This window comes from Treponema peruense (assembly GCF_016117655.1).
GTDB lineage: Bacteria > Spirochaetota > Spirochaetia > Treponematales > Treponemataceae > Treponema_D > Treponema_D peruense.
The window spans coordinates 2017324-2035489 of the sequence record NZ_CP064936.1 but is presented as its reverse complement, the minus strand read 5'-3'; the positions used below and the strand labels follow the sequence as shown (position 1 = coordinate 2035489).

The window sequence follows — 18166 nt, the reverse complement described above, 5'->3', positions numbered from 1 at the left end:
AAATATTAGAAATCTGCCAGTTTTGGTGCTCTTGGGTACGGAATTACATCGCGTATATTTGCCATTCCGGTTATGTAGCGCAAAAGGCGTGCAAATCCAAGGCCGAATCCCGAATGCGGAACTGTTCCGAATCTTCTGAGGTCAAGATACCACTGGTAATTTTTCATATCCATTCCGCGTTCTTCACAGACTTTAAGAAGTTTGTCGTAGTCTTCTTCGCGTTCACTTCCGCCTGTAATTTCGCCCAGTCCAGGAACAAGAACATCTACTGCGCGTACGGTTTTTCCGTCGTCGTTCTGCTTCATATAGAAGGCCTTTACGTCTTTTGGGTAGTTGTAAACCATAACCGGACTCTTGAAAATCTGTTCGGTAAGGTAGCGCTCGTGTTCTGTCTGGAGTTCTTTTCCCCAGCTGATCGGGAATTCAAACTTGTCATTGTATTTTTCGAGTTCTTTTACTGCGTCTGTGTAAGAAATTCTCTTGAACGGAGTGTCTACAACGTGCTGAAGCTGTGCAATAACTCCCGGCTGGATGCGTTTTTCAAAGAACTGCATGTCGTCTGCACATTTTGTGAGTGCCCAGTTAAGAAGATATTTTATAAATTCTTCTTCGAGATCCATGTTGTCAAAAAGATCAAAAAATGCCATTTCGGGTTCGCACATCCAGAATTCTGACAGGTGGCGCGGTGTATTTGAATTTTCTGCGCGGAATGTGGGTCCGAAAGTGTATACGCGGCTGAGTGCTGTGGCAAGTGTTTCGGCTTCGAGCTGGCCGCTTACGGTAAGGTTTGCCTTCTTTCCGAAGAAGTCTTTGCTGTAGTCAACAAGATCTGCAGCTTTTGCGGGATCCATTCCCTTTGCGCCGGCTTTTATTCCCAGTTCTGCAATTTTTTCGAGCGAAAGGGTTGTTACCTGAAACATTTCGCCTGCACCTTCTGCATCGGAACATGTGATTTCTGGTGCGCTTATATAAACAAAGCCGCGTTCCTGGAAGAAAGTGTGCAGTGCCATGGCCATCTGGCTTCTCATGCGGAATACTGCACCAAAAGTGTTTGTTCTTGCACGCAGGTGGGCATTGTCGCGCAGGTATTCCATACTCATGTTCTTTTTCTGAAGAGGGTAGGTTTCGGGCGGGCAAAGTCCAAGTACAGTAAGTTTTGTAATAATAACTTCTACTGCCTGACCGCTTGCCGGAGACTGAACAAGTGCTCCTTCTGCACGGACCGATGTTCCTGTATTTATGTTTTTAAGTGATTCTTCTATAGAATTGGCATCTGCGCCCTGTGCAGGGTTTGTTCTGTCAAATGTAAGCTGAATGGAAGCAAAACAACTGCCGTCATTTACCTGTATGAAGACAAGGTTCTTTGAGTCACGCTTTGTCCTGACCCATCCGCAGACTGTAACGGCTCTTGCGTCAGGCTCGGATGTTAATAAATCTTTGATAAGTATGGGTTTCATGATTATATTATTGTACATTTTTATCAATGAGCCGTCAATATTTTGGGGTACAGTGCCTCAGGCAAACGCATTGCAGAAATTCAAAAAAGGTGTTGTAGATTATTTTTATATTTATTCAGTAGAGATGAACATTGATAATAAAAGTCCAACAAAAAAAACAATCTTTAATTAGTTATTCTGGAGAAAACTATTTACCTAATCGCTACGCTTACATGCCTACCCAAAACACTTGCTGCTTTAACCAGTGTATTAAGAGTTACAGAATAATTATCCGGATCAAGAAGACGGTTTACAGCAGCTCGTGAAGTGTCTAGTTTTTGGGCAAGTTCTGTTTTGGTAAGTTTTTCTTTGTCGAGAGCATCCTGCAGCTGGTAGGAGATAATCTTTTTAACGGCTCCAGCTTCTACTTCTGCGGAGATTCCTTCTTCTTCCAAAAAATCGTCAAATGAGCTTCCAATGTTACTGTTCATCGTTAATACCTCCATTCAATACCAGATTCCGGCGTTTTTTTGACAGTTCCAAATCTTCCTGCGGTGTTTTCTGACTTTTGTTCTTTGAGCCAGTCGCGGACTGGTTCATTTTCGCTGTCGGTTTTGAAGAATCTTGCTGTTACAATTTTTTCAGTTGGCATAATTATAATGTATCAAAATTGATTCGTATTGTCAAGAAAAATATAATTGCGACATTTTTTGATGTTGTAAGTGTCCTATAATAGCCCGTAAATGATGATAAACAGTGCCTCACAATCCCCCGCACTCCGGCTGCTGGTTAAAGAAATCATACTTTTGGGCCGAAAATATAGCGAAATAGTAATACCACACTAGAAAATTTGACAAATTTGCAAAGGTGTGTCATATTATAATTTGGAATAGATATTTTAGAGATTTTTTATCTTTTGGAATAAAAATAAACTGTATTTTCGGGGGTTGTCATGAAAGTAAAAAAGTTTATTCTTGCGGTTGTTTCTGTAGTTTTTGCATACGCTCTTTTGTCCTGCGACGTTGGACTTGGAGCAGCAGTAGACACACAGGCACCTACACTCAACGTAACTTATCCTGCAACGCTCTCTACGGTAAGAGGGCAGTTTGTTTTTGGCGGAACCTGTGCTGACGACCAGAAAGTTACGTCTGTTACGGTAAGAGCGCTCAATTCGGAACTGGGAAAATCTTACGGCCCCTATGCCGCAACCGTTGCAGATGACGCAAAATCATGGACATTCTCTTTTAACAAAAAAGCAGAAGGCAAAGACTCCTACAACGGCTGGGAAATGCCCGACGGAAAATACACCCTTGAAGCCGTAGCGCGCGATGCCTCAGGCAAAAGCTCCGGTACAGGTGCCATAACAATTGACATAGACAACACAGAGCCCATTTTTATTCTTAACTCACCCGGAACAACTGACATAAAAAACCCCACCGTCAGCGGTTCAAGTTTTAAGATAACTGGAACAATTGCCGACGATCATTCCATAAAATACATGCGTGTAAACGTCTACGAAAATGAGGGAGGGCGTAAAGGCAAACTTCGCAAATCCTTTATAGAAGAGAATATAGAAACTTCAGGCGGAACCTCGGTTGCCCTCTTTAAAAAAACAGATCCTGTTTACACTGAACTTTACGGTGGTGACATAAAAGACGCCTCATCTATAGGAACAAAAACTTTCTTCTGCGAAATTGAACTTGAAGATTCAGCATACGAATACAATGATTTTAAAAACAACGCTTCTGGAAAAACAGGAAACATTTCAAAAAAAGTATATCTGTATGATTCAGTCTACCAGAAATTCCAGAGTTCTTCGGGCTACGGTCTTGAAGCTGCAAAGATAAAATCTATTGTAAACGAAACGTTAACCGGCGATGTAAACGGAACAGCGGCTGCCCAGATCAGAACCGAATTCCTTGCAAGTGACGCACAGTCTTCTCTTGCCTTCGGGCTGAACCCTAACGCCAATCCGAAATATGTTGTGCAGGGTTTTGATGTAGATTCTGTTTCTGATATAGACAAAACGGGCGCTTCAAGCCAGAGTATTTCTGTTCAGGTTAACGCAGGTCTTGACGGAACAAATGTTCTTCCCGGAACAATGTGCGTTTATGTCTTTGGGCCGTTCGATTCTGTAACAGAAGACATAGTTTCTTCTATATATAAAGATCCCGCAGATTATGCCAAAAACAATGCCGCATCAGTTGCAGTTAAGGAAGAAAATTCTTCTTACGCAGGCTCCTCACTTGCAACATACACATTCAATATAAAACTCCCGAAGGCAATAAGTCCGTTCAAGACATACATTGTTGCAGCTTCGGGAACAGATGCCGACGGTAACGATTTTGACAATGACGGAACAGTTTTTGCATTCCGTGGAGCACAGACAGGTGCGGCACCGGCTCTTGCCATAAATACGCCGGCAAATTCAGCTATGTTCAATTCGTCTAAAGATCTTTTGGTTGCAGGAACCGTAAGTTACGAAGGCGGCATTGACGAAAATAATCTTTCTTTGGACTGGGAAGTAACCATTACTGATGAAAACGATTCAAACAAAGTTGTAAAAACATACAGCGGAACAAGAAGCGGTTGCACAGTCAACAAAGACGGAAGCTGGTCTCTTTCAATTCCTGCCGACGATGTTCCGGCATACGACGCCGACAAAAAAAACGGAAAGGTTTACACATATTCTGTAAAAGTAACCGCAACGGGAAGCAACGAACTTAAGGCGGTGGCAGAACGCTCGTTCCATGTAGACTCACAGCCTCCTGTACTTTCGGGACCTGAAGTTACAAAGACTGTAAAAAATGCTGCGGGTTCAGATTGCGTTAACGGTACAATTTACATAAGCGGCGGTGTAGACGAAAATTACAGAAAAACATTTACACTTACCGTAACAGACAGTTCAGATTCTGGTGTTAAAAAAGAATTCTCTTACAACGCAGGCCAGTTTAACAGTGAACCTATAGACACAACAGAATTTAAAGACGGCGCAAATCTCATAATTACGCTCGCGGCAGAAGACAAAGCCGGCAACAAAAGCGAGCCTTCTGTAAAAACAATTAAAATAGACCAGAGCACGGACCGCCCTGTTGTAGCAATTACAAATGCAAGTATAGATGTCAAGGCTGACAAAATTGCTGCTGGAAAAAACCTCTTTAACAGCACAACAAACAGCACGCTTAATATTACCGTTACCGATGACGACGGAATAAGCGCACCTGTTATTGTACGCGCATATGCTTTGACATCGGGTGGAACTGCAGACAAAACAAATGCAGTTCGTACTGAGGAATTCAAAGATTTTACAGTCGGAACAACCAGTGCCAACTTAACATTCAACCTTCCAAATATCGAAGGAAAATATGCTGTAGAGGTTACTGCTCGCGACACCCTTTATGAAACGGCAACGAAAGAAAACAAAGTTAATCATGAAAACACAAGCGGCATTACATATTATGTTGCTGTAGACAACGGTGCCCCTTCTTTAAGCATAGAGTCAAAGTCCGGGGCTTACCAGGTTCAGAACAAAGAATTTTCTGTAAAAGGAAAAGTAAGCGACACCAGCGGAGTAAGGCTTTTTGTATCTTCAGAAAATATACTTTCAATACAGGACGCTTTAGATAAAAACGCACATGAAATTCAACTAGTAGAAGCAGATACTTCATTTACAACAGCGGTTAATGCCGGAGAAGCAGCTGGTACAATATACTTTGTTGCCTTTGACGCATACGGCCAGCGATCTTCTGCAGAATTCAAATGGAAAGTAGACGGAAAAGCTCCTACAATGGCACCCGGCTTTACTTTCAAGCCTGACAGCTGGTACAAGTCCAGAGCCGCCGGTATATCCTTGCCACTTGCAGATGGTTGGGATGAAGTTAGTAAAAAAGTAATTGATGATCCGAGTAATATTTCTTCTGTAATTGCAACATTTACTGCTGCAGACGGAACAGTAAAAGCAACACCGCTTACACTCGGCGGCGCGTACAGTGCAGATAAGTATGAAAAACAGTACTACAATTACAGCACAACACTCAATTTTGACGCAGACGCTGCGTACAATGTTTCTGTAACCGCAACGGACAATGCAGGAAACGAAGGTGTATTCGGTCCTTATACATTCAAAATAGACAAAACTGCACCAACTGTAACCGTCGGAGCTTATGACGCAGATCTTACCGGAAAAGAAATGAATGTTGCAGACTTTAAGTTTACAATTCCCGTTACGATAAGCGATGCTACCAGCAGAATAAAAGATATAATCGTAAAGAAGGGCAATGAAGTTCTTGCAGAGAACACTCATTATAAAAAGACTTCGACCGGTGATGAATACACATTTGAATTCAAAAAAGACGTTCTTACAACCGGAACATACGCATTTACATTTACCGCAGAAGACAATGCTGGAAACACAAGTGAAGCTTCTGCAAATGTAAGTGTAGACAAAGATGCGCCTGCAATTACCGTAAAGGGCGTTTCACCGATTGTAGTGGTTACCGAAAACGGCAGTGAAGTAAATAAGGTTAACGGCAAAATTAAAGTAACCGGCACTGTAACTGACGAAACAAAACTGGGGACAACCGGCGCCGTTACACTCAACATAAAGAAAACAGGCGATACAAGCACGGGTACTTTACAGACTGCAGATCTTTCAGGCGGAACCTACGGTGAGTGGTCTTTTGTAATTGACACTACAGCACTTGCCGACAACAGCACATATACTCTTGAAGTAACTGCCGTTGACGCTGTAGGAAACACCGGGACAGACAGTACAACCATAAACGTAGACCAGAGTACAGATATTCCTTCCATTACTCCTTCAAACTACGACGCGGGTATAAACAGCGCAGACGGTGTAGGAGTAAAAGCAGGCGGAATAAAGAACCTGTTCGGAACTGTAAGCAACAATAAACTTTCTGGAAACGCTTCTGATGATGACGGCGTAAAAACTGTAACTGTAGAATACAGGGAAGCGGGAAGTACAGACGCTTATATTTCAAAGAATGTTATAGAAAACGGAACTTCAACAACGGCTCCGTTTACATTTGCTCTTCCTTCAAAAGAAGCAAAGTATGAAATAAAGATAACTGTTACCGACACAGAAGGAAACGCAAACGGAACATACGCTGGCTCTCCTTTCTACATTGGTGTTTCTTCGGGAGCACCGGCTCTTAAGGTAGATGCACAGAGTTCTAATTATACTGCAAAGGGTGCAGAGCTTTCTGTAGAGTCAACTGTTACTTCAAATGTTGCAACAACTCTTACTGCAGGCTATACAATCAATAGCGGGGAAACCACTTCTTCGGCTGTGTCAATTACTCCTCTGAATGACAAAGACAATGTTTATCATGTTTCTCTTACTGTACCGGCCACTGTAAAAGATGGAGATGTTCTTAAGATAACATATACGGCAACAGACATTTTCGGACAGAGTGCGGCTGCTGAACACAAATATACAATAGACAATACACCTCCTGTTCTTGCTTCTGCGTTTTACTCTTCTAACGACCTCAAGCCAACTGTAAACAAAAAAGATCCTGCCGATTCATGGTACAAGGACGAATCGTTGCCTTTTGACATAAAATACTATGACGGCGGCTGCGGTGTTGAGCGCGTGGAATATACATTTACTCCTCAAGGCGGAACAGCAGTTACCGGATCTGGTATTCCAAAGAGCGTAACTGTTGACGGAAAAAAATATTACCAGTACACGGCCGCAATCTCGGGCTTTGCAGTCGGAACAAATACTCTTGTATTTACAGCCGTAGATGCTGCAGGAAACAAAAGTACATCAACAACACTTAACGTAAGATGTGACAATGTAGCTCCCAGCCTTGAACTTGTTTCTATAGACGACGAAACAGCTTACGATGGAAGAGGAAAACTTGTTAACGGAACAAAAGACGTTACATTCATTGTAGAGGCAGCCGATGCTGCTTCAGGTCTTGCGTCTGTTAAGTACGGCAATGTGACTGGAACCTCAGTTGAAGGACAGAGCGGCCAGTATTCGTTTACAATAAAGGCAGCCAGTCTTGCTACGATGGATGTAAACGCAACTGCAACAGACAACGCCGGCAATACTACAACTACAAAGCTCTTTAACATTATACTCGATAAAGACGCACCGGTTGTAAACATAACAAGCTCCCTCGACAAAGACACGTCAACACCTGCTGTCGAAGTCAACGGAACAATTGCCCTTGAAGGAAACTCCAGCGACGGAAGCTACGCGCTGCCAGAAGAAGCAAACCCTGTCTTCTGGTTCACGCTTACAAAACCAACAACGGATTCCGTAACTTCTATCGAAGAAGGCGCAGGCTGGAAAAGAATTTTTGGTGACACAAACACAAGCAACGTAACAGACTCTTCTACTCCAACTGCATGGAAGAGCAGTGATATAGACACAAAAAGCGATTTCGGTACACTTACAGATGGAACACACGTTTACGTAGTGGCCGCAGTTACCGACGCTGCACAGAACACAGGATACTCTCCTGTACTTGATCTTGTTGTAGACCAGAACACAGACCGCCCGCAGATAAAAATCACTTCGCCAAAGTCACTCAAAGATATGGGCAAAAACGGAACAACAATCTGGCAGAAAAACACAAAGGTAATTGAAGGCCGCATTTCTGACGACGACGGAATTAAATCTCTGGAATACAGTTTTGATAATTCAACGTGGGAAAAAGTAGAGCCGAACGGCGACTCATGGGAAATAACAGATGTCAAAGAAGGTGCAAACGAAATATACTTCCGCGTAACAGATACCGCCGGAACTACATTTACTTCAAGTAAAACTTCAGGTCTTACAGCACCGTACATTACCGACGGAACAAACAAATTCGGAACAGCTGCTGCCGCTGACAGCGTACTTTACGTTACTGTAGACACAATACCGCCTGTAATAAGTGAACTTAAGTTTGACACAAAAGGCACTACTGCCACTACCGCAACTTATACCGGATTGCAGGATGTATCATCACTTTTAAATACAATTGTTGGTGGTAAAACAAAGAAGTGGCTCAAGATACGCGCACATGCAACTGATGACAACGGAATTAAATCTGTTACTGTAAGCATAGACGGCATAAACGAAGGGAAACCTGTAGCCGCAACCAAAGTCACCGATAAAGATGGCGAGTATTACGAACTTGCAGATATTGATCTTTCGGGATTACACAGCGGTTATATAGATGCAGTTGTTACCGCAACAGACAATGCCGGAACAACCTCTTCTACTACACTCAAGATAAATGTAGACAACACCTCTCCCGAACTCAAGGTAACCTACCCGGGAACAGATACTGCTTCAAAGGTAACACGCACTGTTACAATGAAGGGAATTGCTTCTGACAATAATGCCGGAATAGAATCCATTAAATACAAGATGGGACCAATCTCTTATACAAAGTCTGACAGAACTGACTGGACTGAGTGGAGAGTTGTAAAAAATCAGATAAACTGGGAAATTCCGTTTGAGTCAACAACCAAAGATAACCTCGAAAATATACTGACTTATATTACAGATTCCAATATTTCTGAAGAGGAAACACCAGGCTCTGCTCTTTACAAAGTTTATGTCTCATTCCGCGTTACAGATAATCTGGGTAACGTTAATGAAATAGATGGTAAAGAAAGCGGAAACTATATTCTTGTAGATGCTGAGGGCGGTAAACCGATTGCTGATGTAATCTACCCCGAAACAGGAGCAACAGTCGGTGGTTCGCTTACTATAATCGGTACCGCAACAGATGACAGCGGTGTCTCCGAAGTACAGGTTCAGCTTGACGTTAACAACGACGGCAATTTTGATGAGACTGACTACAATATTATAAAAAGCTGGACAGCCTCTGACGGAACAACACCTTCTATGCCGGGACTTTGTGAAACATATTCTGCTGACTGGTACATTACTGCCACAGGAACCATCAGTTGGAAGCTTCTTGTTCCTACAATGGAGATTGCAGAAAATACAGCTCTTGCAGATAAGGGAATGTCTCTGCGTGTACGTGCCTGGGACAACGATGAAACCCCTCAGACACGCGGCTGGGGTAAAACTGTAAAAGTAAAAATTGACGTAAAGGCTCCACAGGTAGAAAACGTTGCGCTTGTTCAGTACAAGAGCGGCTCTTCGGGCGAGACTTCTGTTTCGCGCACATATTCTTCGGGTATGTACATAACAAAGCCCGAGACCGGCAAAGACTGGTACCTTACCGGAACAATAAGTTCAACATCATTGAGCAGCGTAACCATAACTTCTGATGCCGAATCTGTAAATAAAATTTCTTATGAAGCCAAGGATCCTTCAGTAACAGCAGACGGAAAATATACGTTCAGTGCGCCTGTGACAATTATTGGTGACGGTAAAACTTCTGCTACAATAAATGTAAGCGGTGAAAGCGGCTATACAACTACGTACCCGGTATTGTTCTCTGTAGACAGTCAGGCTCCTCAGATGTACAGCACAGACGGTTCTCTTGCAGCAGACAAAACAACGTCACTCAGACTTACATCAGTCGGAAAGAACGTAGACGAAAGCAACGCTGTCGTAAACAGCAACGTAGTTTATACATTCGGCGATGTTGTAGAAGAAAGAGGCAGCGGTCTTAACTACATTGCCTTCTACTTTAAGCGCATACCGGACGATACTGTTAACGGCAGAATCCGTGTTTACAATCCAATGTTCAACACAGACGGCGACAACAGAACAGACATCGACACAGAAAAGACAGAGGGAACTTCAAGCGGCGACGTTTACATTAACAGCGACGGACTTCCTGTAATGTACATGAAAGACGCAGAGCGCAGTACAGAAACATCGTTCAGCCACAGTTCAATAAGCGGCAATAAAAATATACGCGTAGGAGGCCTTATAAAGATCGGCGGCTCTTACGTAAGAATTTCTTCTGTAGACAAAGATAAAGATGAAGTAACATTTGCACCAGCAAAAGCAGAATCATTTACAGAAGCAGAATTTGTTTACGCGCAGATTGTAGACCACGAGATTACAGAAGGACCTACCGGCAACGACTACGAAAATGTCTCAAACGATGACGGCGACGGAATGATAGAAACGCTCAAGGCAGAAGGTTCAAAGTACACCTGGACTGCGTGCATCTTCAGCGACAGAATACCCGACGGTCCTGTAGAGATTCACGTAGTTACAATAGACAAGGCAGGCAACATAAACAGGGGAAGCATTGCAACTTCTATCCAGAACAAACGCCCGCGCATTGCAAAGGTTCTGCTTGGAACAGACCTTGACCACAACGGAACATACGACTTCTATTCAGACAGCGAGATTAAATATGAAGGCAATGTAACACAGGCAACATACAACAACCGCAATTTTGGCGAGTTCAACTATTACTCTGCGGTAGACGCATACAACAAGGCACAGTCTTCTGTTACGTTAAGTTCAGAAACCTTCAAGGTAAAGAACGGAATGTGCATCCTGCCAGAATTTACAGGCGGTAACGGCACACTCAGGTACAATATGAGTGTAGGCGAGCGTGAGGCAAAGGAAGCCCAGAAGGGAACTTCACTTACTGCACTTACAACCGACAAAACTTCCCTTAAGGTGGCAGACCGCGCAGGAACAAAGGCAAATATTGAAAAGCACGTTTCTTCACAGGGCGGAATCATTCTTACGAATGATGAACTTGAAGCCCACGAAAGCAAGACAAAGTATTTTGCGTTTACATTCTGGGACGAAACAGAAGAAACCGTGCAGGGAACAGACAGCCAGTGGGCACTTCTTAACATTCCTGTTATTGTAGACGTAAAGGATGACACACCACCGAATGCTTCATTCAAACCGTTCTTCTGGAACGGAAAAGGCCGCGGCAACAACTCTCTTGCATACGACTCAACAACCGGAAAAGCCCTTGGTCACATAGAACTTGAGTCTGATCTTACAGCTGCACTCAAGGTTTCTCCTTACGGAACAGGACCAAAGGTAAGCGGTACGATTGTTCTTCGCGGAACGGCAAGTGACGAAACTCTCCTTACAGGACTTTCTGTAAAGGCAGGCACAGAAGTAATAGGCTCTGCTACTTACACAAACGGAGTGTGGACTTCTACTAAAAACGGTCTTACGGTAACAAACGTGCGTGAAGTAGACCAGAACGGCCACGAAGTTACATGGGAACTTGAATACGAAACACCGTCTGCACAGAAAGAACTTGACCTTACCGTAACAGCCACTGACGGCGGAACAAACAGTTCTCCTGAGGCAACAGAAAGCACGGCTCCTGCTCTTGGTACTGCGCTTTATACTGTTGACGTTGTACCTTATGTAACAAACGTAAAGACAATGCTCAGTACCGTAGGTGGAAAAGAAGAAGCAGCATGGTCAACATACGGCCGCACTTCTACAGGAGCCTATGTTGCAGGACACTCGTGGGCAAAGGATTCCGGTATTACAGGAAAGTCAGGCAGTGCAGAGACAGTAGTACTTTACGGCTTTAACCTTGCCGGCGGAAAAGTTGCTTCTTCTAATGGAGGCTCAGCGAAACTCAGTACCGCCGGTGACAGCTTTAGCTTTAGCGTAGAAGGCTTCAAGAGTGGCGACTATAAAGTTACTGTGATCGATATTCCTTCCATAAACAACATAAACAGCAACGACTCAAAGGGATCATACTCGGGAAGCGATGCTGCACAGATGTACAACCGCATGCCCAACGGTACAACAAACAACAACCTTACCGACGACTTTAAGATGAACATCTGGGACATACGCTACGATGCGGCTACATCACAGGGTGGTACACTCAAAGAAGCAGTAATGCGTATAGCACCGGGCTCTGACAATATAGGCTTTGCGTTTACAAACGGTGCGTCAAAGTTCAGTATGGGAGGCAAAAAGGACGGCAACTCATACCAGATCTGGCAGAGCAACTACGCCGACTTTAACAACGTAAGCTTTGTCTACGACAAGAACGGCAACAGTTACGGAACAGCCACCGGTCTTGATACTTACCCCGATGGAAGCGGTGATTTTGCAGGACGCTTTACCTTTATGAGCAGCCAGTGGGGTATTTGCAGTGCAACTGATATGGATGACAATTATTATGGAACCAATAAACTCCGAATGGAATCCATTGGTATAAAAGAATCAAAAGTACAGGGAAGTGATCAAAATACTTGTATAATGGATACATACAGATTCCGCTCGCCGACTCTTGCAACTACAATGCATGGTAATTCAACGTCTGTGTATCTTGCATACTATGACACGTTCCAGAGGCAGATACGATTCCGCTACGGAACATTTAATAAAAATGCTGTTGGGCAGAGTAAAGATGCAAATAATAATAATAACGGATTCGACCAATTTACAGACCAGGTACGTGCAAATAATAGCGGAGGTAAAACTGCATTTGATGCAGGAAAAAATACGTACAGCCTAATTGCCGGTAAAGATGCAGATAATACTAAGTTAGACACCGGAAACGTATGTACGCCAAGCAACAGCATGGCAAGCACCTGTGTTGCTATAGACGCAATCGAAGGCTCGTCTACTGCAGAAGATGTTGTAGTTGCTGCATGGTGCACGGGCAGCGGCGTAGCGTTTGCATACAAGAAAAACCCGTATACAGACAATGACGCAGACCAGTCCCATACAAATACGGACGGTTACTGGTCAACGGCTGCAGAAGTATTCAGCGGTGCGTGCGAAGACGTTTCCATTAAGGCAGACGCAGACGGCGGTATACATATAAGCGCCTACAACAAGGCAGATCAGAGTCTTGTCTACCGCTACATTAACAAAGACCGTACTACAATGGGAGACGTTGTAACAGTAGACTCTTACCAGATTGTAGGAAGCCGCACACAGATAGATGTACAGAAAGAAGGTGACTATTATGTTCCGTACATAAGCTACTACAACCCGGCAACACAAAAGACAAAGCTTGCATATCTTATTGCAGGAAAGAGTTACAGCGCACCGGGTGTAAACTCAGACGACACGTTTACAGGCAACTGGGAAGTAAGCGTTATTCCTACTTCGAGCGATATTCAGGAAGACCACACAAACATAGGCTTGTGGAAGGATTCTTCTGGAGTAAGAAGAAGTTCTGTTGTCGGTACTGTTAATGACTATGGACAGATAGGAGATAATGACGGCAAGACTTCGGGTAACGGCACAAACAATCCTGTTGTAGGATATGCTACAGTTATAGGAATCAGAGGCTTTATAGAAACCGCACAGATGCGCTAATATAAGGCTTATGGCAAACATAATAGAAGTAGACGATATACATGCGCCGGGTACAAGTGTCTTCTGCGGCATGAGGGACGGCGCTCTCAGAAAGACGGGCAGTGACGGCGGGATTTTTATTGCAGAAAGTCCCAAAGTCATTGAGCGCGCACTTGACGCAGGGTGCGTTCCGGTTTCGCTTCTTACCGCAAAAAAGCATATAGAAGGAGATGCCCGCCAGGTTATTGAACGCTGTGGCAGCATACCCGTGTACACTGCAAATGACGAAGTTCTGAAAGAAATTGCGGGCTTTGCAGTAACGCGCGGTGTATTCTGCGCAATGAAGCGGCCGGTACTCAAGGCTGTTCGGGAATTGTGTAAAAATGCGTCACGCGTTGCAGTCCTTGAAAACATAGCAGAAGCCACAAACGTAGGTTCAATATTCCGGTCGGCGGCAGCACTTGGTTTTGATGCGGTTTTTGTAACGCCGTCATGCTGTGACCCGCTCAACAGGCGTGCAGTCCGTGTAAGTATGGGGACTGTATTCCAGGTGCCGTGGACAAGAATAGCATGTTTCCCGCAACAATGGCCGCGCGACGGTCTTTGCCAGCTTAAATCGCTTGGCTTTAAGACAGCCGCCCTTGCACTTACAGACAATTCCATTGGCATGGACAACACAGCGCTTTTGTCAGAAGAAAAACTTGCGGTAATTCTGGGGACGGAAGGCGACGGGCTTTTGCCACAGACGATTGCCGGCTGTGACTATACGGTAAAAATTCCCATGGCGCACAGCGTAGACTCGCTTAATGTTTCGGCAGCGGCGGCGGTTGCGTTCTGGCAGCTGCGCAAATTCCGGGTAGGTGAATAAAAAAGTATACACCTGTCTACAAAAACATACAGGTGTATAAAAATTTATTCATTGTATTGCGTGTTTTTTTCAAAAAGTGTGTTACAATTATATATGCGCATTTATTTGCTGACTTTCTAAATCTTTACAATACAAATATTTGTGCAGATAACTGACAAATTTTCCATTTTTTTTCTTTTTTTTTATAAACTTGGCACGGAACTTGCTATTCAATTTATGAAGAAAAAAAATGTAACGTGAGGGTAAAAAAAATGGAAAATTCAGTAATCAAATCGTATCTTGCAGACATTCAGAGGTTCCCGCTTCTTTCGGCCGCAGAAGAATGTGATTTGTCAGAAAAAATAAACGCCAGTGACGAGTCTGCATACAAAAAGCTTGTCAACTGTAACTTAAGGCTTGTTGTAAGTGTTGCACGCCGTATTGCACACAATGCCGCAAATTCAGTTTCAGAAATGGACCTTATTCAGGAAGGAAGCATGGGGCTTATGGTAGCCGCACGCAAGTTCAGCCCTGCCTTCGGAACACGTTTTTCTACATACGCTTATCCCTGGATTGCACAGTATATGCTCAGGTACATCAACACAAAAACTGCATTTATAAGCATTCCGCACAGAAAAGAAGCTTTGATCCGCTCAATACAAAAGGCTTCTTCTTATCTTTCACAGCTGAACGGAACAGCCCCTTCTGCCGCAGACATTGCACTTTATCTTGGTATTCCGGCTAAGCGCGTTAACGAATGCATGAGTTTTGCCTACAGCTGTTCTTCGCTCGAGTCCTGCCCCGAAAACAACGGCACTTATTTTGGCGACTCGCTGCCTTCTGACGTGCGTTCTCCCGAAGAAGAGTATCTGCGTGAAGAAACATGTGCAGAACTCCGCAATCTTATGGGCAATCTTGGACGTAACGAAGGCCGTGTTTTGTGGTACAGATTCAATTTTGACGGCAGCACAAAGGCAAAAACTTTGCGCGAAATAGGTTCAATAATAGGAGTAAGCCCCGAAGCCGTGCGCCAGACCGAAATAAGAGCTGTAAGACACATACGCGAATACTTCGAAAACGCCGTGTGATTTCGAATACGAAAATTGACAGTTTTGGTTAAGCGTGGTATATTAAATAAAAGGAAATGCCCGAACATTGGGTTATCTCCACAGTTGCGAAAAGCCGCCTACAGTGTCGCTAACATTTAGGCGGCTATTTTTTTACTCTTTACTTTTTATTCAATTTTTTGAGAAATGGAACTTTTTATTCTGATATTTTACCATGAACTTTACACCGGTTTGCGGACGGTCAAAAGCGCCGTCTGATTGAACGAAAGGCTTTTTTTTTCTATAATAGCTGCATGTCTGTTAAAAAAAGTAGGCGTCCGGCACAAAAAAGACGGCCGGCCAGGAAAAGAAAGCCCAAGGTTTCGCTTGACAGTAAACGCGTTACTGTTCTTGCGGCTGTTATTGTGGCTCTTTGTGTTCTCTTCCTTTCATTAAGCTTTGTATTCAGCCGTGCAGCATCATCTTCTTCGGCTGCAAAAAATATTTCTCAGAAAGAGCCGGCCTCTGTTGCTGTAGAGCCGGCAAAAAAACTTCCGCCTGCAAAGAAAAAGACAGAGCCTTCTGCAAAAAAAAGTACCTCTTCTTCAAAAAAGGCGGAATCTTCGGATAAAACTGTTTCTGCCAAAAAATCAACGGATTCTGCCAAAAAAACTGATTCTGCACAAAAAAAGCCGGCTGCAGAAAATACGGCGTCTTCAGCAGCGCAGAATGCCGTAGCAAAAACTTCTGTCAGTGAAAAAACTGCTGCAAAGCCTTCTGTAAAAGAACAGCCTCATCTGGCTTCTGCTGTTGTTCCGCAAAAGCCTGTAGAAGAGCTTCCCGACAGAAAATTTAATATTCCAAAGGCGGCACCGGGCGCAAAAATTGCTTTTGTAATTGACGATGCCGGCCAGAGTGTTTCGAATCTTAAAAAATATACATCGCTTCCTTTTGATATTTCTGTTGCGGTTCTTCCGGGGCTTTCACATACAAAAGACTGCGCTTATGTAGTGCGCGCGGCAAAAAAAGAACTGCTTCTTCACCAGCCCATGCAGGCAGAAAACCTTAATCTTGACCCGGGACCGTGTGCCATTAAGCCCGGCATGAGTACTTTTGAAATTGCGCAGATTGTAAAGACAAACCTTGATGAACTGGGGCCCGGCGTTAAGGGAATGAACAACCACGAAGGTTCGCTTATCACGGGCAATGTAATAAAGATTGGCGCTGTTCTGGATGTGGCAGCCGAGCGCGGAATTTATTTTCTTGACTCACGCACTACGGCTGCAAGTATGGCACGGCAGGCAGCACTCGAACGCGACATGAATATAAAAGAGCGCGATGTTTTTATAGATGACATTGTAAACCGCGACAAAATGCTTGAGCAGATTTACCGCGGAATTGGTATTGCAAATAAAAAGGGCAAGGTTATAATGATAGGTCATGTAGACAAGTCAGCGGGAATTCTTCCGCAGCTTTTGTCAGAGCTATATCCATATTTAAAGAAGAACGGCTACACGGTGACGGTTCCGTCCAGGTTGTGAGGTAATATAATGAAAGTATTGGGAATTGAAAGTTCGTGTGACGAAACGGCGTGTGCAATTGTAGAAGACGGAAAGCGAATTATAAGCAATGTTGTTGCCACACAGATTCCGTTTCATCAGATTTATAAGGGCGTTGTTCCCGAAATTGCCAGCAGAAAACATGCTGAATGGATTCTTCCTGTAGTAAGACAGGCTCTTAGCGAAGCCAAAATGACACTTTCTGAAGTAGATGCCATTGCAGCGACAAACAGGCCGGGACTTATGGGTTCTCTTCTTGTAGGCCTTACATTCGGAAAAACCCTCGCCTGGTCATGCAACAAGCCGTTTCTTGCTGTTAACCATATGCTTGGTCACATGTATGCTGCCCATCTCGAAAACGACATTTCCTATCCTTATCTGGGACTTCTTGTAAGCGGAGGTCACAGTATTATTGCAAAGGTTAACGGTTTTGATGATCTTGAAATACTCGGAACTACAATTGACGACAGTGTAGGCGAAGCGTTTGACAAAGTCGCAAAGTATTATGATCTGGGGTATCCCGGAGGAGTAATAATTGACGGTCTTGCAAAGAAAGGCGACAGCCACGCATATTCATTCCCTGTTCCAAAACTCGACAAAGGCGACCACCGTTACGATGTTTCGTTCAGCGGACTCAAGACGGCGGTAATCCATCAGTCGCAGATGTTTTTGAACAAAGGCTTTGAACCAAGTGTAGAAAACCTGGCCGCCTCGTTCCAGGAAACAGCATGCCGCACTCTTGTAGGAAGACTTATGCGCGCCGTTGAAGATACCGGTCTTAAAACAGTTGTTGCCGGCGGTGGTGTCGCGGCGAATTCACGCTTAAGGGCAATGCTTGCAGAACATACAGATCTTAACTGTATTTTCCCGCCACTCAAACTTTGCGGTGACAACGGCGCTATGATTGCGGGTGTTGCGTACCACTTCCTTAAGAGAGGCGACCGCAGCGGCTGGAACACAACTGCATGTGCGCGCATTCCGCAGTTTAAGCGCGGTCTTGCAAATCTTGAAGCTTTCGGCCGCAGATAGGGCTGTGTAAAAAAAATGACTGTCCTCGAAGTTCCTGAAACTTC

Annotated in this window: 8 protein-coding genes; 5 read left to right on the top strand and 3 right to left on the bottom strand. The window is 44.0% G+C overall.

What is annotated here, in order from left to right; translation table 11 throughout:
- Positions 1 to 5 precede the first annotated feature (5 nt).
- The 3 genes from asnS to IWA51_RS09260 form a co-directional block, all read right to left on the bottom strand.
- Positions 6 to 1457 carry an asparagine--tRNA ligase gene (gene asnS / locus IWA51_RS09270; protein WP_198442195.1) on the bottom strand — a complete coding sequence of 484 codons (1452 nt, stop codon included), beginning with the start codon at positions 1455 to 1457 and terminating at the stop codon, positions 6 to 8.
- Positions 1458 to 1648: 191 nt separating this feature from the next.
- Positions 1649 to 1927, bottom strand: coding sequence for a helix-turn-helix domain-containing protein (locus IWA51_RS09265; RefSeq protein WP_177527641.1), 279 nt, complete (start codon positions 1925 to 1927; stop codon positions 1649 to 1651).
- Between the two features lie 2 nt (positions 1928 to 1929).
- Positions 1930 to 2088, bottom strand: coding sequence for a hypothetical protein (locus IWA51_RS09260; RefSeq protein WP_198443706.1), 159 nt, complete (start codon positions 2086 to 2088; stop codon positions 1930 to 1932).
- Between the two features lie 300 nt (positions 2089 to 2388).
- On the opposite strand from IWA51_RS09260, the gene IWA51_RS09255 reads away from it, so the two are divergent.
- The 5 genes from IWA51_RS09255 to tsaD all read left to right on the top strand — a co-directional run bounded on the left by IWA51_RS09255 (position 2389) and on the right by tsaD (position 18122).
- A complete protein-coding gene (locus tag IWA51_RS09255; RefSeq protein WP_198442194.1) occupies positions 2389 to 13662 on the top strand; it encodes an Ig-like domain-containing protein in 11274 nt (3757 codons plus the stop codon).
- A 10-nt stretch (positions 13663 to 13672) separates the two neighbouring features.
- A complete protein-coding gene (locus tag IWA51_RS09250) occupies positions 13673 to 14509 on the top strand; it encodes a TrmH family RNA methyltransferase (RefSeq protein WP_198442193.1) in 837 nt (278 codons plus the stop codon).
- A gap of 251 nt (positions 14510 to 14760) precedes the next feature.
- Positions 14761 to 15576, top strand: a complete 816-nt coding sequence (locus tag IWA51_RS09245) for a sigma-70 family RNA polymerase sigma factor (RefSeq protein WP_198443692.1) — start codon at positions 14761 to 14763, stop codon at positions 15574 to 15576.
- 272 nt (positions 15577 to 15848) lie between these two features.
- A complete protein-coding gene (locus IWA51_RS09240) occupies positions 15849 to 17075 on the top strand; it encodes a divergent polysaccharide deacetylase family protein (protein ID WP_198442192.1) in 1227 nt (408 codons plus the stop codon).
- A gap of 9 nt (positions 17076 to 17084) precedes the next feature.
- A complete protein-coding gene (gene tsaD, locus IWA51_RS09235) occupies positions 17085 to 18122 on the top strand; it encodes a tRNA (adenosine(37)-N6)-threonylcarbamoyltransferase complex transferase subunit TsaD (protein WP_198442191.1) in 1038 nt (345 codons plus the stop codon).
- Positions 18123 to 18166: the final 44 nt, after the last annotated feature.

Excerpts from the sequence above, each read along its gene's own strand:
- asnS (WP_198442195.1), bottom strand. The coding sequence starts at position 1,457 with ATGAAACCCATACTTATCAAAGATTTATTAACATCCGAGCCTGACGCA.
- IWA51_RS09265 (WP_177527641.1), bottom strand. The coding sequence starts at position 1,927 with ATGAACAGTAACATTGGAAGCTCATTTGACGATTTTTTGGAAGAAGAA.
- IWA51_RS09260 (WP_198443706.1), bottom strand. The coding sequence starts at position 2,088 with ATGCCAACTGAAAAAATTGTAACAGCAAGATTCTTCAAAACCGACAGC.
- IWA51_RS09255 (WP_198442194.1), top strand. The coding sequence starts at position 2,389 with ATGAAAGTAAAAAAGTTTATTCTTGCGGTTGTTTCTGTAGTTTTTGCA.
- IWA51_RS09250 (WP_198442193.1), top strand. The coding sequence starts at position 13,673 with ATGGCAAACATAATAGAAGTAGACGATATACATGCGCCGGGTACAAGT.
- IWA51_RS09245 (WP_198443692.1), top strand. The coding sequence starts at position 14,761 with ATGGAAAATTCAGTAATCAAATCGTATCTTGCAGACATTCAGAGGTTC.
- IWA51_RS09240 (WP_198442192.1), top strand. The coding sequence starts at position 15,849 with ATGTCTGTTAAAAAAAGTAGGCGTCCGGCACAAAAAAGACGGCCGGCC.
- tsaD (WP_198442191.1), top strand. The coding sequence starts at position 17,085 with ATGAAAGTATTGGGAATTGAAAGTTCGTGTGACGAAACGGCGTGTGCA.